This is a genomic window from Tenacibaculum sp. MAR_2009_124 (assembly GCF_900105455.1).
Lineage (GTDB): Bacteria > Bacteroidota > Bacteroidia > Flavobacteriales > Flavobacteriaceae > Polaribacter.
The window spans coordinates 649,319-669,804 of record NZ_FNSF01000002.1 but is presented as its reverse complement, the minus strand read 5'-3'; the positions used below and the strand labels follow the sequence as shown (position 1 = coordinate 669,804).

Sequence of the window (20,486 nt, the reverse complement as noted above, 5' to 3'; positions counted from 1 at the left end):
TCTAAATTATTTTAATCCTCTGGCTTTTAACATTGGTTCTGATTTTGGGTCTCGTCCTGCAAAAACACGATACATTTCAGAATAATCCATTGTATTTCCTTTTGATAATACTTCCTCACGGAACTTTTGTCCGTTATGACGATTTAACAATCCATTATTTTTAAACCAATCGTAAGCATCATGACTCAACATTTCCGTCCATAAATATGAATAGTAACCAGCTCCGTATCCACCAGCAAAAATATGTGCAAAATAAGTAGAACGGTACCTTGGTGGTACCTCATCAATTTTTAACTTCATTTTAGCTAGAGCCTCCTCTTCAAACTTAGCAACATTTTCTACTGTTGTTTCTGAAGAAATAGTATGCCATTGCATATCTAAATTCGAAGAGCACAAGTTTTCAATAATTGAATATCCTTGATTAAATGTTCCTGCATTTTTAATTTTTTGGAGTAATGTATCAGGAATTACTTCTCCTGTTTTATAGTGTAATGCATAATTATTTAACACCTGAGGATGTGTTGCCCAATTTTCGTTGAACTGTGATGGAAACTCAACAAAATCTCTAGCAACGCTCGTTCCTGAAATTGACTCATACTCTTGATCAGCAAAAAAACCATGTAAAGCGTGTCCGAACTCATGAAATGTTGTTTCCACATTATCAAAACTAATTAAAGCAGGTTCTCCTTCGGCAGGTTTCGGGTAATTACAAACATTATAAATTACTGGTTTTTGATTACGTAATTTTGATTGTTTTACAAAAGAACTCATCCATGCTCCTCCTCTTTTACTATCACGTGCGAAAAAATCACCGTAAAACAGTCCTAGTTTAGATCCGTCTTCTTCAAAAATTTCATAAACTACAACATCAGGATGATAAGTAGGTATATCGGTACGTTTTTTAAATGAAAGTCCATATAATTTTGTTGCTGCATAAAAAACCCCTTTCTCCAATACATTGGTTAATTCGAAGTATTGCTTTACCTCATCTTCGTTTAGGCTATACTTTGACTTACGAACTTTTTCGGCATAATGATTCCAATCAGAAGGAGCCAATTTAAAACCTTTTCCTTCTTTTTTAATTTCGGCCTGAATTTCTTTTGTTTCGGCTGTTGCTTTTTCAACAGCCCCAGGAATTAATCCATTAAACATTTCAAAAACCTTATCTGGTGTCGTTGCCATTGTTCCTTGTAAACTCCAGCTAGCATAATTATCAAACCCTAAAATATTTGCTTTTTTAGCTCGTAATAACACCATTTTTTTAACCAGTTCACTTGTTTCGAAATCTCCTGAATCCGATCTATGAATTGATTTTTCAAATAATGCTTTCCTAGTTTCTCTATTTTCTAGGGTTTGTAGTAAAGGTTGCTGTGTTGTATTAATCAACTGAATTTCAAAGGCTCCATCTTTTTCTAAAGATGCTATCTTCTCCTCTGACAAACCAGCTAATTGTTCCTTACCTGAAACGGTTAAGCCTCCTTTTTTACTAGCATCCAGTAATTTTTTTCCAAAATCATTTGATAGTGTAGCTAATTCAGCATTAATATCTTTTAACTCTTTCTTTTTGTCTTCGGAAAGGTTTGCACCCGCCTTAACAAAGTTTTTGTAATATTCTTTTACCAAATGCTTTGATTCCGCATCAAGTTCTAAAGTTTCTATATTAGTATACACAGTTCTAATACGCTCAAACAACTTTGTATTCAATGAAATTTCATCTCTATGTGTTGAAAACTTAGGTGCCAATTCTTTCTGATTAGCCTTTATTACATCGTTCGTATGCGCTCCTGCCAAGGCGTAAAAAACCGAAGTTGCTTGATCTAAAACCCGATCACTTTCCTCTAAAGCCAAAATCGTATTTTCAAAAGTTGGTGCATCGGTATTTTCTACAATTTTTACAATCTCCTCATTCTGTACTTCCATTCCTTTTAAAATGGCAGGCATAAAATGCTCATCTTTAATTTTTGTAAAATCAGGGGCTCCGTAATCTAAAGTACTCTTTACTAATAACGGATTCTCAATATTTACCATATTTTCTGATTCTTTTTTTGTTTTATTTGTGTTACAACTTGCCATAAAAGCTAATGTTGTTACAAGAATATATTTATTCATTCTGCATTTAAATTAATGGATAGTAGTCTCATAATTACATTTAACAAACTCGTTAAGGGTATACCATTTATCAATTGATAATTACTGATATTAGTTTCGTAAAGAGTTTATACAACGCTTATAAATTCATAACAATAATACCATTTTTATGAATTTTTTGAAAGTATTATATACATGAATTTCTTCTCAAGTCAGAAAACAAAAAAGTTTTATTCCGTTTATGTCTGTATAATTCTTTTCAAAAAAAAGAAACTTCATTATTTACATAATGAAGTTTCTTAAAATCTAATTTCGTATTTCTAAAGGCTCACCATCTTTTTTATGACGGTTTTCATACGTTTTTCCTGATTTCCTACCCATTTATCAATGATAATTCCATTTTTATCAATCGCAAAAAATGTTGGATATTTGTCTACACCGTATACCTTTTTTATTTTCTCTTTACCTTCTACTTTCCACATAGTTGTGCATTTGAAATCTATTTTCAAGCGTTTTGCTATCTCATACCACTTGACTTTTTTTTCATCACCATGTACGGAAACGACTTTAAGTTTGGAGGCATACTTCTTTTGAAGTTCTTGCATATGAGGATATGTTTTCCAACATGATCCACAATAGGTTGCGGTAAAATTTAAGAGTACGTTTTTTTTCTTTTTGAACTGAGAAAGTCTAATATATCTCTTAGACTTCACATCATAACCTCGAAAGTCGACAATTTTGTCGCCAATTTCAAGGTTTTGACCTGTTACTATAGGGGAAAAACTAAACGTAAACACTAGAAATAAAATTACTTTATTCTTCATGGGGGATTATTTACGATTTGTACTCGCAATTTATCAAAACTCCCCTGCACTAAAATGTTAAATTTTCCTTAGTTTTTAACAACCTTATGTAAACTATTCTTCCACAGCTTTTAAACTTAAATCTAAATTATATACCGAATGTGTTAATGCTCCTGAAGAGATAAAGTCTACTCCACATTCAGCATATTCTCTTATTGTTTTTTCATTAATCCCACCTGAAGATTCGGTCAAACATGTATCTCCTATAAGAGCTACTGCCTTGCGTGTATCTTCATAATTAAAATTATCAATGAGAATACGGTACACCCCTTCATTAGAAAGAATTTCTTTAATCTCTTCCAGGTTTCTGGCTTCAACAATAATTTTAATGTCTAGTTCTTTTTCCGCTAAATATGCTTTTGTCTTGGTTATTGCCTGAGTAATTCCGCCAGCGAAATCAATATGATTATCCTTAATCATTACCATGTCATACAAGGCAAACCTATGATTTTCACCTCCTCCAATTTTCACTGCCCATTTTTCCAAAGCTCTAATTCCTGGTGTTGTTTTACGAGTATCCAATACTTTGGTTTTAGTTCCTTCCAAAAGGTCAGCAAAAAAACGTGTTTTTGTAGCAATAGCACTCATACGTTGCATGGCATTTAATACCAAACGCTCAGCCTGCAATATTGATTGAGAACTACCCGATACGTAAAAAGCTATATCTCCATAGTTTACTTTTTCTCCATCTTGAATTAACGTTTCTACTTCTAAGTTCTCATCAACATAAGCAAATACTTGTTTAGCAAACTCCACTCCAGCAATAATTCCTTCATCCTTTACTAAAAGTTTAGCTTTTCCTGTTGCTTCTTTCGGAATACATGATAAGGAAGTATGGTCTCCATCTCCAATATCTTCGCGAATAGCATTAGCAATAATTAAATCTAATTCTTTGTTAAATTGTTCTTTTGAAATCATAGTATTGAATTGTTGTGTAAAAATAGTAATCTATTTTTAGTTAGAAGTTGGCAATTTTGAATTCTATAACATGAACAAGAAATACTTACTTTATAATTTGAATTTTAATCAATATCTCATTTCAAATAATAACTGTGCTCCTACGAATGTTGTATTGTTTTGTTAGGTTCGTTTTGAACGCTTATTTTTAGAGAATAAAAAAACTAGTAAGAATCATTAATTCTACAAAGAAGAGTTCTAACCTATATCAAACTTTAAATCTAAAAAATTGACCATACCTTTTGAACCGACCTTTTTTGGTACTCCAATCAATATTCATTTAATATTAGAATATATGGCTTTTTTCATTGGATATCGCTATTATGCATGGCTGCGAAAAAACACACTAGATAAAATATCTACTCAAAATAGGTTATCAATAATACTTGGGGCAATTTTAGGAGCCTTTTTAGGATCTCGTTTAAGTGGTTATTTCGAAAATCCAATACTCACTTTTTCCACAAAAACCATAATCGATTTATTCAATACTAAATCAATTATGGGCGGTATGTTCGGAGGATTACTCGGTGTCGAAATTGCTAAGAAAATTATAGGCGAAAAACATTCTTCAGGAGATTTGTTTGTCTTTCCGATTATTCTTGGAATTATAATTGGTAGAATTGGTTGCTTTTTAATGGGAATTAAAGAGTTTACCTACGGAATAAAAACCAACTTTATTACAGGAATGGATTTAGGTGATGGTTATTTAAGACACCCTATCGCCTTGTATGAAATTGTATTTCTATTATTGCTTTTTATTTTCTTGAAAAAAATAAAAAAATACTTACAAAAAGAAAACGGATTATTATTTAAACTATTTATGATTTCTTACTTCGGATTTCGCTTTTGTATTGAATTTATAAAACCAAACGTGTTTTATGTATTATATTTAAGTAGTATTCAATGGCTTTGTATTATTTGCTGGACTTACTATTTACCTACCTTAAAAAAACTGATAAAAAATGCCAACTAGAAAATATACTTATTATGACTATACGCTAAGCTTATGTCCTGAGTGTTTGAAGCGTGTAGATGCTAAAATTGTTTTTGAAAACGACAAGGTGTATATGCTTAAACGCTGCAAAGAACATGGTACTTCAAAAGTATTAATTGCCGATGATATCGATTATTATAAAAACATTCGTAATTATAATAAACCTTCAGAGACCCCCTATAAATTTAATACAAAAACTGATTATGGCTGTCCTTATGATTGCGGACTATGCCCAGATCATGAACAACACTCCTGTTTAACCATCATCGAAATTACCGACCGATGTAACCTGACTTGCCCTACCTGTTATGCTGGTTCTTCACCAACCTATGGAAGGCACAGAACTTTGAAGGAAGTAAAAACGATGTTGGATACAATTGTTGAAAATGAAAAAGAGCCTGATGTGGTTCAAATTAGCGGAGGGGAGCCAACATTGCATCCTGAGTTTTTTCAAATTCTTGACTATGCAAAATCGCTTCCAATTAAACATTTAATGATAAATACTAACGGAATCAAAATTGCTCAAGATTTCGAATTTGCCAAACGCCTGAAAACCTATACTCCCGATTTTGAGATTTATCTTCAATTCGATTCTTTTAAGCAAGAAGTACTCACCTCTATGCGAGGAGCCAACCTAACAAAAATCAGAAAAAAAGCGCTCGATCATTTAAATCAACTCAACCTATCAACAACCTTAGTGGTTACCCTGCAAAAAGGACTTAACGATGACGAAATTGGAACTATTATTGATTACGGTTTACAACAAAAATGTGTACGAGGTGTAACTTTTCAACCTACACAAATAGCAGGAAGGCTAGACAATTTTAATCATGAAAAAGATAGAATAACCTTAACAGAAGTTCGAAGAAAAATACTTGAACAAACAGAAATTTTCACACATGATGATATCATTCCTGTTCCCTGTAATCCTGATGCACTCGCTATGGGATATATACTCAAACTCAATGGAAGCAATATTCCATTAACTCGTTATATAAATCCTTCTGACCTACTAAATAATAGCAAAAACACTATTGTATACGAACAAGACGAACAACTACATGAAAGAATGTTTGAAATCTTTAGCACAGGAACCTCCACTGATAAAGCTTCTTCAAAACTGCATAACCTGTTATGTTGCTTACCTTTTGTAGAAGCTCCTAACCTTGGATATGATAATTTATTCAGAATCATTATTATGCAATTTATTGACGCTCACAATTTCGATGTTCGAGCTGTAAAAAAATCATGTGTTCATATTGTGAATAAAGACAATAAAATTATTCCTTTTGAAACAATGAATCTTTTCTATAGAGATGATAAACAAAAACGTTTGGAGGAACTACGTTCTGAAATCGTATAAAAACATAAATAATTTTAAAAACATACACCATGGTAAAAGCACTAGAAGTTGGAGATTTAAGCGGTTTAGTAGCCGCTTTAGTTGCATTGATGATTGTACCACCTATTATTTTTTCGGCTATCGGGTTTGCCATTAATAAGAAATACCCAAAAGGCTCAAAAATTTTATACATTTTGGCAGGACTATACTTGTTAGTAGGACTTGGTATTTGCGGTACTCTGATTGCTGGCTAATAATTTTAAAAATTATAATCCATTCACTTTCTTCCTTCTTCATTTTATAAAGTGTGACTTTCTTAAGGAATTGGTGTCATATTTACAAACATAATACAGGGGTATAACATAAATTACAAAAGGAAAACAAGGGTATATTTTATATACCTTTTGTTGTTTTTACAACTATCCTAATCCATTTAAACTTTCTTATTTCTATTAAGCTGTATAAGAACAAGTGTATTCATTTATACTACACACTCATATTCAAGCGCCTAAAAACGTAATATTGCTTATACTTATTTATTTATATCACCAAGACCAGTAATAAGTGTTTCACGTTCACTTATTGCTGATAACAAAAATCATCACTTGGGATGATTAGCTCCTTCGGGAGCTTTTTTTTGTAAAATATAGATCATAAAAACATTCATAAACCCCTCCAACTTCACTACATGTTTTTACTTAGAAGAGGTACTGGAAATTACTGTATTCAGAGTAGTAAATCTACCTATTTCATTACTAAGCAATTATTTACATATTTGACCCGTAGTAGATTAGTTTTCCTGCGTATTAACCAAGCTTCACTAACTATCCGATATTCCCTCATTCATGACAGAGTTGATACGCAGTTTTTATTCTTTCAAAAACCTCCCTTTTTAGCTCTTTAATAATAAAATTAGTAACTCTAAAATATAATATCCTAAAAATGGATCATTCTATTTAATCAATAATACGCTTTAAAAACATTATTAATAAACATCGATCAGTATTAGAATTGAATAATAGCATGAAATTCTTTCTGACAATTTATTATTTACGGATAAGAGTTCATGGATTACGAATATCAATTGAATTTTAGTTTAACGTTATTTACTTATACCTTTATTCTATATTGTTTCAAACACAATAACCAAAATCAAAAACGAACTTTATATGATACCTTTCAACGATTTATTTTTATTCGGAATAGCGGCTTTAATAATGGTACTTTCACCTGGACCTAATATGGTTTATTTAATTTCAAGATCATTATCTCAAGGAAAAAATGCGGGGTTAATATCTCTCTTTGGAATCATGTGCGGATTTCTTTTTCATATACTTATGGTAGCTTTCGGGTTAACTGCCATGTTTTTCGCCATACCCTTCGCTTTCATTGTTGTAAAGTTCTTAGGTATCGCTTACCTTCTTTATCTAGCCTATAAATCCATAAGATCAGAGCATAAAGTTTTTAAGATAAATGAAAGTCTCGGTTCAAATACACCTTTGAAATTATTCAATATTGGACTCATGACGAATATTCTGAACCCTAAAATGGCCGTATTCTATCTTTCTTTTTTCCCTCAATTTATAAACCCTGAAAATGGGTCAGTTTTAATCCAAAGTTTTCAACTTGGTTTTATTCAAATACTTATCAGTTTCACCATCAACTTTCTAATTGTAATTTATACGGCGAAAATCACTTTTTGGTTCAGTAAAAAACCTATTTGGATAAAAGTTCAAAAATGGTTTATGGCCTCTGTTTTAACAGGAATGGCAATAAAAATGCTACTCACAAAAGCAGAATAACTCATTATGTATCTTGAAATACAACAGATAAACTAAAAAATAGTTAACGATTAAATTCTTACGATTTTAACTATAACAAAACTTAATAGTGTTTTGTTAAACACTATAAAACCATGTCTTAATAAGCCGAATAACGACATAAAACAAAAGTAGGCAACAAATAAAATAAACAATATGATAATCTGGTCTGGTAGAGGTATACTCTCTATAGCAATTTTACTGATAAGTTTTCTAATCCTTAATTTTATAATTCCTTTCGAATTTAGACAATACATTTTTACCCTAAGTTTTTTTATTACTGGTGCTTTCAGTTGGTACTTTGGCAAAAAATGGAATACTAACGGAAAAATAATGATAGACAAAGCTTCCGGTCAAGAAGTTTTGTTAAAACCAAATCATAGTTTATTCTGGATAAAAATGCAGTACTGGGGAATTGTATTTGCAGTTCTGGGTTGCTTAACTTTAATTCTTACGTTTATTTAAGCAATCCTTAAAAGACATGAAAGAACATTTTAAAACAAATGCTACGTTTGAAAACAGTTAATCTCTTCCCCTTATTTATGAATAAAAACTTAAAAACAGTAGCCAAAATAAGTTACAAAACAGGACTGAAATGGTTTTTTATAGTCTTTGCTGGTATCATAATAACAATCATAACTTTTAGTATTGCGCTATTTGACAATGCAGATCTAGCAGGTAGCGGACATGGTAGTTTTATTTCATTATTTGTAGACTTATTAACTACTAATTTCTTTGCATTTTTTTTAGTTTTCGGAGCTCCTGTTTTCACTTTTCTTTATATTTTATTAGCCAATAAAATTGCCCTTCAAAATGCCATTTCTTTAATATGGAAAGAAAATGTGGAAAACTATATCACCACGATAGTTAAAAATATTACTCTAAAAATAACAGAGAAAGAAAATTGGCAACATCAAGTTTCAAGTGAAATCCTCTTAAAAGCTAAGTTATTACAAACTACTAAAAACTCAAAGGATACTTCTGTCTTTCAAAAGAAAATAATTAGTTATGGCTTAAAAAAAATTCGATTGGATGATATAGATTTCCAATACGAGTACTTGAACTTCGCTGATGTTATTTCTTTCAAATTCAGCACTTTCCTTAGTGAGAAAACCGAGGCTTCAATAAAACCCTTTTGGTTATTAATTATTTCGCAAATCAGTATACTTATTCTCTCTTTTTTAGTTTAAAGAAAACAAAACAACCATGAAAACAACATCTTCATCATTCTATATTTCAATTATACTCGTTTTGACGATAAGTTTAAAAACTCATTCTCAAACGGAAATTGATTCTATTTTAAAAATACATGAAAACTCCAATTGGAAAGTTTCTATTGATAGCATAACAGCCGAAGAATTTAAAACCATATATGCTCCTCCACCACCAACTGAAGAACCTCTTGATTGGAATCCTACTTCTACCTTACAACAAAAAATTACCGAATTTCCTAAATCCATAATAATTGAAGATTCTTGCTGCACTCTCAAAGCAATTGACAAAGACATTAAATTATGTAACTTAAAGGATAAATATAGCAGAAAACGAAGTAGTTTTAATTTACAAGAGATACAGGGTGACTATTTAGTTTTTAAAGAGTTTAATAACGGAAAACACACTTATATTGGCTACAATCCTGAAACTAAATTACACTTTTACTCTCTAAACTATCCCATCCTTTTGAATGAAAACACCATGTACTCTTTTAGTAAAAGATTAAAAAAAGCACAATTTGAAATATATCATATTGAACAAGATCTTTATTTTGGCTTTCATTGCTCTGATTGGGAAGTACTAGATGTATTTGAAAAACAAAACATTTTCTATATCAATTTAAGCTATAATAAATGGCCTTCAAAATTTAAATTTTTGAAACTAAAATTATCCAAAAAATAATCTATTTTACTCCTTATACTACAAATAAGAAAAAAATGAATTACCTTGATACAAGTATACAAGGTATTTATCGAAATCATCATTTTAATTATCAAAACAAGCTTCAAAAAATAAAACACTTAACAACGCTGTAATTAAAATCCTAAAACTCGTGAAATGATTTAGGTCAAATCATAAATCCCAGTAAAACATTATAAATTACAATAATCCTAATTTAAGTATTATTGAATCCTATCTAATTGCTTAAATCTGCATTTTATCGGCTCATAACTACCAGTCAACCCCTATATCAAGCATCATGCTTCATATTGCTATATATTTGAGAATGACAAAATCGCAAGCAAATAAATTAGGAAAATTGATTCGTGAGGAATTAAAACATTCGGAAACACCCTCCAATACCTTACTTAATAATTTACAAATCTATAGAACTTCTTTTCAAAATGATGTATCGGAAGTGTTTGAAAACATTTCAAACATTGCTAAATCCATTAGAAAAGATAGTATCATTTGCTTTCGTATTAAAGGTATCGAATCCATACTTTCCAAAATTAAAAGAAAGCCTGCCCTTGATTTAGATGCTATGGAAGATATTGCTGGGTGCAGAATTTTAGTACATCATTCATCGGCAATTAAAAAACTCATTGATACGCTAACTTCTACATTTAAGGTAAAACATGCTAATGATTGTCTAAAAAAAAATAAAGGAGTGGACGCTGGTGGTTATTTCATATATATAGAAAGCCCTGTTAATACAGACAAAATAATAGAAATTCAAATAAAAACCGTTCAAAATCATAAGTGGGTATCTTTGATTGAAATAATAGATACCGTTTTCAACACAAACATAAAAGAAGAGCAAAAACAACCAGATTTTGAAAACTTCTTATCATTACTAGCTGACAAGCCTCATCTTTCCATTTCTCAAAAAGAACAACTAATTGAAATTGACTCTAAATATGAAATCTATAAAAAACTAAATGACGTTTTTATAAAAAACTACATGAAGCTCAGAAATGACTGGCTTTCTGTGAATCCGCATGAAAATCCTTATTTCATTCTGGAAGTAGACCCTAACAAAACTTCACATATAAAATCATATCAGAATTACGAACTGGCAGAAAAAGCATATTTCAATATGTTTAAAGAACATATTGATTCTCGAGTTGTTTTAACACATATTGAAAAACCAAATTTTAAAAAGTTATCCGTTGCCTATAAAAGTTCTCTCTTAATCAAACACGATTATATGAACGACTGGGATACAATTACTTCTGATATTCTAGAATATTATGTAGAGAAAGACGACAATACTAAAATCACTTTTTATAAAGATTACATCCAAAAAAATCTTTCTTTTCAAATTAATTTATTGAATAGTGAATTTAAAGTGCTTAATAAAAACAAAATAGATTATTCTGAATATGAAGAGTGGTTTTACGATTTAGAAGAAAAACTACTCGAAATACAAAAAATAGTTCCCCAAGAGCGACCTGAAATTAAAGAAGACAAAAAAAGAAACTTCTGGTCGAAGATGTTCGGAGAATAGTTACTTTAAAAACTATATGACAAGAACAATACTCAGATATTGATGTAAACTTTCTTTTTAAAATCGATCACTTTAATAAGTAGTCAATCCTATTTTACTTTTAGAGATAATGTGAAATCAACAAAACTAGGTTGTTATTAGGTATAACTGTTCAGAAACCCAATTCATTAGATCGTAACTCAAAAGTAGCTTTTGCTATGAGTCAAAAAAACATGGCTCTTGATTTATCTCTATTCCCAGAAACTTCTTCAATAAACAATAATATTAAAAGAGTTACCTCTAAACAAGATGCCATTAATTTTGCTACAACTGCTTCAAAATCTTTTGGATACAATATTGACTCTAATATTATTTTTACTCTTGCTAATAAATCAACAAAATCGCAACTCTTTTTATTTCAAAATAATGAAGACACTTTAGGTTGTGGTATCGTTTTTTTTGATTCTAAAAATAATGCCGGACTTCATATGATAGGAACTCTGCCCGAAGGAAGAGGTAAAGGTATTGGAAAAAGTATTACAAAAACATTACTTCAAGAAGCTAAAAATCAGAACGCTAATTATGCGGTGCTAAATGCATCGGCTATGGGAGAACCTATATATCTAAAATTCGATTTTAAAACTTACGGAGAAATTGAGACTTATGAATTAATTCATTCCTAAAATAATGGTCTTAAGTTTTTAAAATAAACTCGGATACAAAACTCAAAACATTTGTAATTTTACCATATAAAACTCTCATTGAGGGTTTCGGTTAAATAGTTCATTACAGTCATAATGAATACAACCATGCATTTATATCTAAATTAATTCCATGAAAATAAAATTACTCGCTATAGGGAAAACCGATAATAAGCAACTTCAACAGCTAATAGACGAATATCAAAATAGATTAAAACATTATGTAAAGTTTGAACTTGAGGTTATTCCTGATATAAAAAACGTTAAGAACCTAAGTGAGCAACAACAAAAAGAAAAAGAAGGTAGTTTGATTTTAGGGAAACTTCAACCTACAGACCAATTAATATTATTAGATGATAAAGGGAAGCAGCACACCTCTATAGAATTTTCTCATTATCTACAGAAAAAAATGAATTCTGGTATTAAACAACTCGTTTTTGTTATTGGCGGTCCATACGGTTTTTCCGAAGCTGTTTATAATAAAGCAAATGGGAAACTATCATTATCAAAAATGACATTTTCCCATCAGATGATTCGTTTATTTATTGTTGAACAAGTTTATCGTGGATTTACCATTTTAAGAAATGAGCCATATCATCATGAATAATTTTTTAACTAATCACAATTATCAATGATTAATTATTGATTTAACTTGGATGCAATTTTGTATAGAATTACAATCTCCAATAACTCCAATGGAATTAAAGCAAAAACCCCAACAATGGCTAAAATTACAGTGGCAAAAAAAACGCCCGTCACTATTTCTAAAACACCCGTTGCAATGGCTAAGTCACCAATATATTTTCTTAATCGTATAATTCCTATTCCGAAAATCACACCTACACATCCGAAGGTCATAACCTTTGCTACCATAAAATAGTACGTATAACTCTCGTCAATGTACAAAGAAAGGATATCGGAAATTCCAAAAACAAAATTTAAAAGAATTAAAAGAAATGACATGAACTCTAACAATCCATTTTTGTAATAACTCCCTACAAATACAAATCCTCGCATAAAAAAGGTGAAAGAAACTACGGTAGTTATTTTGATAAGAATATAACTAAAATCGTTAAAATAATTTTCACCATCTAAGTAATAATTAGTTTCAGCAGCAACCTCCGCAAATCCAAATAAGAAATAAACAACTCCAAAAATCCATGCTAAATTCAATACACTTTTAAAATTATCTGAATTAAATCCAAATAACTTATCAAACCTTCCTCCTGCATAATTCTCTTTAATAATTTCATCGTTTTCTACATCCAGTGCTTCTAATATTAGTTTTATCGTAACACTTCTTGGTGTAGTTTCTCCTGCCTCTATTCGTTGAATAGTTCGTACATTAATATTGCATTTTTCTACCAATTCTTCTTGAGTAAATCCCTTTTGCTTTCTTAATTCAAAAATCTTCTTGCCTAAATCTGGTTGTTTCATGATGTATATTTTTTCGTTTTTCATGCAATGTTAATTTCGATTTTTAAATTGATAAAAAAATTAGACTGTATTTTACCCGACATTTAGGCGACATTCCTTTGTTTTCAGTACTTCCCGAGATTTGTAAAGAACGCATAATATTTATCAAAAAGCTACTATCATCATAAAAAAGATTACTTTTGTTAACACAACAAAATGTTCTGACTACTGTTTTTTGAGTAGGAAATTGATACATTTTTAAAAATTCAACGACACTTAACTAGGTAATAACTGAAAAATATGAAACTCGTTTTTGCTACCAATAATTTGAACAAATTAGCTGAAGTACAAAAAATGTTACCCAACTCCATCGAATTATTATCGTTAAAAGACATTCATTGTTTTGAAGATATAGCTGAAACTTCTAGTACTTTAGAAGGAAATGCTCAAATTAAAGCGAACCATATTAGCGATAATTATCAGTATAACTGTTTTGCTGACGACACTGGATTGGAAGTTGCGGCCTTAAATGGAGCCCCTGGAGTGTATTCCGCTCGATATGCAGGAGAACCCGCTAATGCAGAAAACAACATGCAAAAACTGTTAAATGAACTAAAAAACACAAATAACAGACAAGCACATTTCCGAACGTCCATTTGTTTAAATTTAAATGGAAAACAACATTTCTTCGATGGTGTTTGTAAAGGAGATATTTTAAAAGAAAAACAAGGAGAAAAGGGATTTGGATATGATCCAGTTTTTAAACCCGAAGGTCATCAAATATCTTTCGCTCAAATGTCTTCTGAAGAAAAAAACAAAATAAGTCATCGAGGATTGGCCATTCAAAAATTGGTCGCATTCTTAACATCATTAGCATAAACTCTTGAGCATTACTAAAACATATACGAAACATTTTATTCTACTTATTTCTCTGTTGATGTGTTTTTTAATAATCAACATTAGTTTAGGCTCTGTTCGTATTCCTATTTCTGAAATCATTTCTATTTTAACTGGAGGAGAATCCGTTAAAAGTAGTTGGGACATTATTGTCATCAATTATCGACTTCCCAAAGCAATGACTGCTATCATGGTAGGATCTGGTTTATCTATAAGTGGCCTTTTGATGCAAACATTATTTAGAAATCCCTTAGCTGGACCTTTTGTTTTAGGGATATCATCAGGAGCCAGCCTTGGTGTCGCTTTGTTTATATTAGGTTCGGGTTTGTTTGGAGGTTTGTTTGGATCTTTAATCGTCTCTAATTGGTCCATGGCATTTGCTGCAAGCATTGGTTCGTTTATCGTTCTTTCAGCTATTATTGTCGCTGCTAATAAAATTCGAAACACAATGTCAATACTAATTATAGGTTTGATGTTTGGTTCTTTAACCTCTGCGGTTATTAGCGTTTTATCTTATTTTAGTGAAGCTGAGCAAATTCAGCAATATCAATTCTGGAGTTTCGGTAGTTTAGGTAATTTAACTTGGAATGAAATCCTAATTTTCTTTGTTATTTATCTAGTCGGCATATCTGCTACTTCCCTTGTTATAAAACCTTTAAACAGCTTGTTGTTAGGTGAAAACTATGCAATAAGTTTAGGTGTGAATATCAAAAAAAGCAGAAACATTATTTTGTTAATAACGAGTTTGTTGACAGGAGTTATTACAGCTTTTTCAGGCCCCATTGCCTTTATTGGTTTGGCAGTACCGCATTTAGCTAAAATTTTCTTCATGAGTTCAAACCATAAAATATTAATACCTTCAACAGCTATTATTGGAGCAATAATACTACTCATTTGTGATAGTATCGCTCAATTACCTAATAGTTCTTTTATATTACCAATTAATGCAATTACCTCATTATTTGGAGCACCTATTGTTATTTGGTTACTAGTCAGAAAAAAGAAGATTTATGTGTAACACAAAAAAAAATAACATACTAGAAACCAAAGACCTATCTATTGGATATTCTTCTAAAAAGAAACGAACTATTATTGCTTCTAATATCAATTTAAAACTTAAAAAAGGAAAATTCATTGCTCTTTTAGGAAGAAACGGAATAGGTAAATCAACTTTATTACGTTCAATTTCAAAAGTTCAAAAGCCATTAGATGGTAGTATTAATCTTAATGGAAAAGATATTGAACAATACTCTCATCAGGAACTCGCTACTAAATTAAGCTTGGTATTGACCGAACGACTTCCTTTAAGCCAGCTAACCGTTTTTGAACTTGTTGCTTTAGGAAGACAACCCTACACTAACTGGATTGATAAGCTATCTTCGAAACATTTAAAAAAAATTTCTTGGGCAATTGAACAAACGGAAATTACCCATTTAAAGGACAAACCTTTTTACGAACTTAGCGATGGTCAATTACAACGTGTATTAATTGCTCGGGCGTTAGCTCAGGATACCGAAGTAATTATCCTTGATGAGCCGACCGCTCACTTAGATATTCACCACACATTTAAAGTATTTTCATTATTGCAAAAGCTTGTTGAGACTACCAATAAAACTATTATTATTTCAACACATGAAGTAAACCTTGCTATTCAATTGGCCGATGAACTTATTTTACTCACCAAAGACCAATTATACCAAGGATCTGCAAAAAAACTTATTGATCAAAATGCCTTTAACTCCCTATTTCCTATGGAATTAATAAGTTTTAACAAAACATTAGAACAATTCGTCATAAGGAAAAAGTAACTTTGCTAGCCAGTTTAATTTTTAAAATTAAGCTTTTCGAACCCATGTAAATTAACAATTATTGATGAGAAAACTACTTATAGCTGGTGCTGTGGCCTTGGCAGCATGCAGTACAAGTAAGGAAGCTACAGGTATTGAAAACGAATCCAATATCGATCATTCCTTAAAATATGCTGAAACAATTACTGCCAAAGATTTAGGAAAACATTTATTTGTTTATGCTTCTGATGAGTTTGAAGGAAGAGATACTGGTGAGCCTGGACAGAAAAAAGCTGTTCAATACTTGAAAGATTTTTATATAAAAAGTGGCATTAAATCACCTATAAGTGAAGGTGATTATCTTCAAGAAATTCCTTCTCGATTTTTTACTAAAAATGTTTTCGGAAGAAAAGCTTTAAAAGATTCGGAAAACGTTCTTGCTTTTATTGAAGGGACTGAAAAACCTGAAGAAATTATTGTAATATCAGCACACTTAGATCATATTGGTACCAAGAATGGAAAAATATATAATGGGGCTGATGATGACGGGTCAGGTACTGTAGCTGTTTTGGAAATTGCTGAAGCTTTTAAAAAAGCGTCAGATGCCGGAAAAGGTCCAAAACGATCAATCTTATTCTTACATGTTACAGGAGAAGAAAAAGGTTTATTAGGCTCTAAATACTATACTGAAAACCCAATTTTCCCTTTAGCGAACACCGTTACTAATTTAAACATTGATATGATTGGAAGAGTTGACGATCGACATAAGGGAAACCCTAACTACGTGTATTTAATTGGTTCTGATAAACTAAGCTCTGAATTACATAGTATTTCAGAAGCTATTAATATAAAATACACTCAAATAGATTTAGATTATAAATACAATGATGAAAACGATCCTAATCGTTTTTATTACAGATCTGATCACTATAATTTTGCGAAGCATAACATTCCTATTATCTTTTATTTCAATGGTACACATGCTGATTATCATAAGTCTACGGATACTCCTGATAAAATTAACTACGAAATGCTTGAAACAAGAACTCGCTTAGTTTTTCATACTGCTTGGGAAGTGGCAAATAGAACCGATCGCATTAAAGTAGATAAGACTCCATAAAACTTAGGAACTTCAAGTTTTAAATTAATAGTTCAAAAGCTCACCTCCTGGTGAGTTTTTTTTATATGGGAAATTGATATTGATTTTAATCAGATTTAAGCAAATTACCCTAAACGGCAGAAATCCTTTATTTTTGGCTTTTAAACAGAAAAAATGCTAACATCTACAATTGCTGTACTTTTCATTGGATTGCTTATTTACAGGCAAAAATCTAAAAAAAAAGTTGATAAACATCGTACTCCGCAAGTAGCTTTCCCTCCAGAATGGAGACCGTATCTTGTTGAAAACGTTGCTTTTTATAACGCCCTTGCTTTCGACGAAAAAGATCAATTCGAATTTAAAATTCAAGAATTTCTATTAAATTGTTCTATTGTAGGTGTTGATACTTCGGTTGAAAACATAGATAAAGTTTTAATCGCTGCAAGTGCTATTATCCCTATTTTTAACTTTCCTGATTGGAACTATCCAAATATCTCAGAAATTTTCCTATATCCATGTATGTTCAATAGAGACCTGGAAAGAACTGGGCCTGATAGAAATGTTTTAGGCATGGTTGGAAATGGTTTTCTGGAAAATAAAATGATTCTATCAAAAAACGCCTTACATCTTGGCTTCAAAAATGAATCAGATAAACAAAATACAGCGATTCATGAATTTATTCATTTAATAGATAAATTGGATGGAAAAATAGACGGCATACCTGAAGTATTACTTGAAAAGCAATATGTGCTCCCTTGGATAGATTTAATGACTCATAAAATGGAGGAAATATATGAAGAAGAATCTGATATAAATCCTTATGGAGGCACCAATAAAGCCGAGTTCTTTTCAGTTGTTGGCGAATATTTTTTCGAAAGACCGAAATTACTAGCAAAAAAACATCCAAGGCTTTATAATAAGTTAGAATTGATTTTCAAGCAAGACATGGATGATCGAAATCTTTTCATCCCTAGAACCGATGTTGGCAGAAATGATTCTTGTCCATGTAATAGTGGAAAAAAATATAAAAAATGCTGTGGGAGGAATTAGGTCTCACTTTTAATTAAATTTCATGTATTTTAGCTGTAAGCCAAACAATAAAATAAAAACTTATAACGTCTTCCTTAAACTAAATGGATATGAATTGTGTTACTTCAAAACTATTACAACTCATTTCTAAAATTTGTACATGACGACTGGTAAGTATAAAACTTAACAGATGAAAAATAATATATTATATGCCGTTTTTTTGGTACTAATTATTGCTTCTTGTAGTAAAACCAAGCCAAATAAACCATTTGAAAGTCATAGAAGCTCTCAAGAAAAACTTCATCAAAAATTCAATTTCACTAAAGAAAGTCAATGGGATAGCTTAAAAAAAAGAACTTCATTAACCATCAAGTATAAAAATCAAAAGAGAAACCCACGATACAAAACTTTCGGTTGGCATCTTTACAGCAGCGGAACAGCCTATACTGCATATAATTTCGATATCCTCTGGGGTATTTCTTATTTCTCCTACTCTGTAAACCCAGAGAACGGAGATTATAAAAGCATTCATCAATGGAAAACTACGGCTTTAATTGATAGCGCAAAGGCTCATAACTGTAAGGTGTTTTTAAGTATTTCAAACTTTGGTGCTTCAAATAATATGGAATTTTTAAAAAATTCTTCAGCACAAGAAAATTTAATCCAAAATGTCATAGATTTATTAGACTTCAGAAATGCTGATGGAATTAACATCGATTTCGAGGAGGTTTCCAGCAATTCAAAATCTGAGTTTAATGATTTTATTGTTAAAATATCGGAAAAACTAAAACTTAAAAACCCTAAATATATGGTTTCATTATGCTTATATGCAGAAGACTGGCATGATGTATTTGACATTCCTAAAATAAATAATAGTATTGATTTTTATACTCTAATGGCTTACGACTATTATGGCAGCTTTAGCAAGGTAGCCGGACCGGTTAGTCCTTTAAAAACGAGTAAGGAGTTTGGTAATGGTATGGAATACTCTGTCAATTATTATCTTTCAAAAGGAGTAAAACCAGATAAACTAATTGTTGGCGTTCCTTATTATGGAGCCGAATGGTTGACAACTACCAAAACTATTCCTTCAAAAGTTTCTAAATTTATCGCGAATCCTCCATATAGAATTATTAAAAGTAACTATATTGACGGGCTCAATGCACCTATTCAATTCAACACTAACAGCGAGTCGACCTACATTACTCTCAACGAAAATTCAGCTTATAAAGAACTATGGTTTGAGGATGTAAAATCACTTTCTTTAAAATATAACTGGATTAAAGAGAAACAATTAGCTGGTGCTGGAATTTGGGCGCTTGGTTATGATCATGGATATCCAGAATTATGGAATCTATTGAAAGAAAAATTTACCGAATAACACTATTTATATTCCCCTATTTTATGAAAAACTTACTCTATGTATTACTGTTTATAAGCACCTATGGTTTCTCTCAAACTACCGAGAACAATCCCAACGAGAAAAAAGAAATATCTGTTTTATTTATTGGTAATAGCTTAACCTATTATAATAATTTGCCAAAGCTTGTAAAACGAGCTGCCAATCAAAGCAAAGTAAAAATGTTTGTTGAAATGGTAGCATATCCAAATTATGCTATAATTGATCATTGGAATGGAGGAAAGGTACAAAGGCTAATTTCGAGTAAAAAATTCGATTTTGTAATTATTCAACAAGGACCTTCTTCAAGAGCTAATGGAAGAAAAATGCTCATCGATACTGGTAAAAAATTTAAAGATCTTTGTATGAAAAATAACTCTAAACTTTGTTATTTCATGGTTTGGCCATCACGCCATCATTTTCAAAGTTTTGATAACGTGATCAAAAACTATTCTGAAGCTGCAAAAATCAATGATGCCATTTTATTACCTGTTGGAAAAGAATGGAAAGAATACTTTGACGATTTTAACAAGTTTAATTATTATGGAAAAGACGGTTTCCACCCTTCTTTAAAAGGTTCTAAAGTTACTGCCAATATTATTGCCAAGAACCTTCTAAAACATATCAGATAACAAAAAATAAAGGAGCTAGTTTATTCATTTTGAGAATA

At 31.0% G+C, this 20,486-nt stretch carries 20 protein-coding genes; 16 read left to right on the top strand and 4 right to left on the bottom strand.

All coding sequences use genetic code 11. The annotated features are described in order from the left end of the window. Nucleotides 1–6: 6 nt before the first annotated feature. The 3 genes from BLW23_RS09535 to nadC all read right to left on the bottom strand — a co-directional run bounded on the left by BLW23_RS09535 (nt 7) and on the right by nadC (nt 3,869). Entirely contained in the window at nt 7–2,109 is a 2,103-nt protein-coding gene (locus BLW23_RS09535) for a M3 family metallopeptidase (protein ID WP_093669186.1), read from the bottom strand. Nucleotides 2,110–2,408: 299 nt separating this feature from the next. Then, nucleotides 2,409–2,912 carry a TlpA family protein disulfide reductase gene (locus BLW23_RS09530; protein WP_093669184.1) on the bottom strand — a complete coding sequence of 168 codons (504 nt, stop codon included), beginning with the start codon at nt 2,910–2,912 and terminating at the stop codon, nt 2,409–2,411. A gap of 93 nt (nt 2,913–3,005) precedes the next feature. Then, nucleotides 3,006–3,869, bottom strand: a complete 864-nt coding sequence (nadC, locus tag BLW23_RS09525) for a carboxylating nicotinate-nucleotide diphosphorylase (RefSeq protein WP_093669182.1) — start codon at nt 3,867–3,869, stop codon at nt 3,006–3,008. Between the two features lie 268 nt (nt 3,870–4,137). Here nadC and BLW23_RS09520 point away from each other — a divergent pair, with 268 nt between their 5' ends. The 9 genes from BLW23_RS09520 to rlmH all read left to right on the top strand — a co-directional run bounded on the left by BLW23_RS09520 (nt 4,138) and on the right by rlmH (nt 12,796). After that, a complete protein-coding gene (locus BLW23_RS09520; RefSeq protein ID WP_093669180.1) occupies nt 4,138–4,881 on the top strand; it encodes a prolipoprotein diacylglyceryl transferase family protein in 744 nt (247 codons plus the stop codon). Then, a complete protein-coding gene (locus BLW23_RS09515; RefSeq protein WP_093669178.1) occupies nt 4,871–6,265 on the top strand; it encodes a radical SAM protein in 1,395 nt (464 codons plus the stop codon). Before BLW23_RS09520 ends, BLW23_RS09515 begins: the two co-directional genes overlap by 11 nt. Nucleotides 6,266–6,294: 29 nt before the next feature. Beyond that, nucleotides 6,295–6,498 (top strand): hypothetical protein, encoded by a 204-nt coding sequence (locus BLW23_RS09510; RefSeq protein ID WP_093669176.1) that lies wholly within the window; start codon nt 6,295–6,297, stop codon nt 6,496–6,498. 915 nt (nt 6,499–7,413) lie between these two features. Then, the gene (locus BLW23_RS09505) at nt 7,414–8,046 is read left to right on the top strand and encodes a LysE family translocator (RefSeq protein ID WP_093669174.1); all 633 of its coding nucleotides are present in this window, start codon (nt 7,414–7,416) and stop codon (nt 8,044–8,046) included. Nucleotides 8,047–8,606: 560 nt separating this feature from the next. Next, nucleotides 8,607–9,254: a hypothetical protein gene (locus BLW23_RS09495; RefSeq protein ID WP_093669170.1), complete on the top strand. Its 648-nt coding sequence runs from the start codon at nt 8,607–8,609 to the stop codon at nt 9,252–9,254. Between the two features lie 16 nt (nt 9,255–9,270). Beyond that, a complete protein-coding gene (locus tag BLW23_RS09490) occupies nt 9,271–9,960 on the top strand; it encodes a hypothetical protein (RefSeq protein WP_093669168.1) in 690 nt (229 codons plus the stop codon). A gap of 325 nt (nt 9,961–10,285) precedes the next feature. Then, on the top strand, nt 10,286–11,509 hold the full coding sequence (locus BLW23_RS09485) for a RelA/SpoT domain-containing protein (RefSeq protein WP_176829784.1): 1,224 nt from the start codon (nt 10,286–10,288) through the stop codon (nt 11,507–11,509). 197 nt (nt 11,510–11,706) lie between these two features. Further along, nucleotides 11,707–12,171 carry a GNAT family N-acetyltransferase gene (locus BLW23_RS09480; RefSeq protein ID WP_143032135.1) on the top strand — a complete coding sequence of 155 codons (465 nt, stop codon included), beginning with the start codon at nt 11,707–11,709 and terminating at the stop codon, nt 12,169–12,171. Nucleotides 12,172–12,322: 151 nt separating this feature from the next. Then, nucleotides 12,323–12,796, top strand: a complete 474-nt coding sequence (gene rlmH / locus BLW23_RS09475; protein ID WP_093669162.1) for a 23S rRNA (pseudouridine(1915)-N(3))-methyltransferase RlmH — start codon at nt 12,323–12,325, stop codon at nt 12,794–12,796. A gap of 32 nt (nt 12,797–12,828) precedes the next feature. On the opposite strand, the gene BLW23_RS09470 is transcribed toward rlmH, so the two are convergent. Then, on the bottom strand, nt 12,829–13,650 hold the full coding sequence (locus BLW23_RS09470; protein ID WP_218134037.1) for a helix-turn-helix domain-containing protein: 822 nt from the start codon (nt 13,648–13,650) through the stop codon (nt 12,829–12,831). 255 nt (nt 13,651–13,905) lie between these two features. On the opposite strand from BLW23_RS09470, the gene BLW23_RS09465 reads away from it, so the two are divergent. The 7 genes from BLW23_RS09465 to BLW23_RS09435 all read left to right on the top strand — a co-directional run bounded on the left by BLW23_RS09465 (nt 13,906) and on the right by BLW23_RS09435 (nt 20,448). Next, nucleotides 13,906–14,484 (top strand): non-canonical purine NTP diphosphatase, encoded by a 579-nt coding sequence (locus BLW23_RS09465; RefSeq protein ID WP_093669160.1) that lies wholly within the window; start codon nt 13,906–13,908, stop codon nt 14,482–14,484. A 58-nt stretch (nt 14,485–14,542) separates the two neighbouring features. After that, a complete protein-coding gene (locus BLW23_RS09460) occupies nt 14,543–15,520 on the top strand; it encodes an iron ABC transporter permease (RefSeq protein WP_093669158.1) in 978 nt (325 codons plus the stop codon). Further along, nucleotides 15,513–16,310: an ABC transporter ATP-binding protein gene (locus BLW23_RS09455; RefSeq protein WP_093669156.1), complete on the top strand. Its 798-nt coding sequence runs from the start codon at nt 15,513–15,515 to the stop codon at nt 16,308–16,310. Before BLW23_RS09460 ends, BLW23_RS09455 begins: the two co-directional genes overlap by 8 nt. Nucleotides 16,311–16,374: 64 nt before the next feature. After that, complete coding sequence (locus BLW23_RS09450) at nt 16,375–17,409, top strand: M28 family metallopeptidase (protein ID WP_093669154.1); 1,035 nt, start codon at nt 16,375–16,377, stop codon at nt 17,407–17,409. Between the two features lie 153 nt (nt 17,410–17,562). Next, the gene (locus BLW23_RS09445; RefSeq protein WP_093669152.1) at nt 17,563–18,438 is read left to right on the top strand and encodes a M90 family metallopeptidase; all 876 of its coding nucleotides are present in this window, start codon (nt 17,563–17,565) and stop codon (nt 18,436–18,438) included. A gap of 169 nt (nt 18,439–18,607) precedes the next feature. Continuing rightward, the gene (locus BLW23_RS09440; RefSeq protein WP_093669150.1) at nt 18,608–19,798 is read left to right on the top strand and encodes a glycosyl hydrolase family 18 protein; all 1,191 of its coding nucleotides are present in this window, start codon (nt 18,608–18,610) and stop codon (nt 19,796–19,798) included. Between the two features lie 23 nt (nt 19,799–19,821). Beyond that, the gene (locus BLW23_RS09435) at nt 19,822–20,448 is read left to right on the top strand and encodes an SGNH/GDSL hydrolase family protein (protein ID WP_093669396.1); all 627 of its coding nucleotides are present in this window, start codon (nt 19,822–19,824) and stop codon (nt 20,446–20,448) included. The last annotated feature ends 38 nt before the right edge of the window (nt 20,449–20,486 follow it).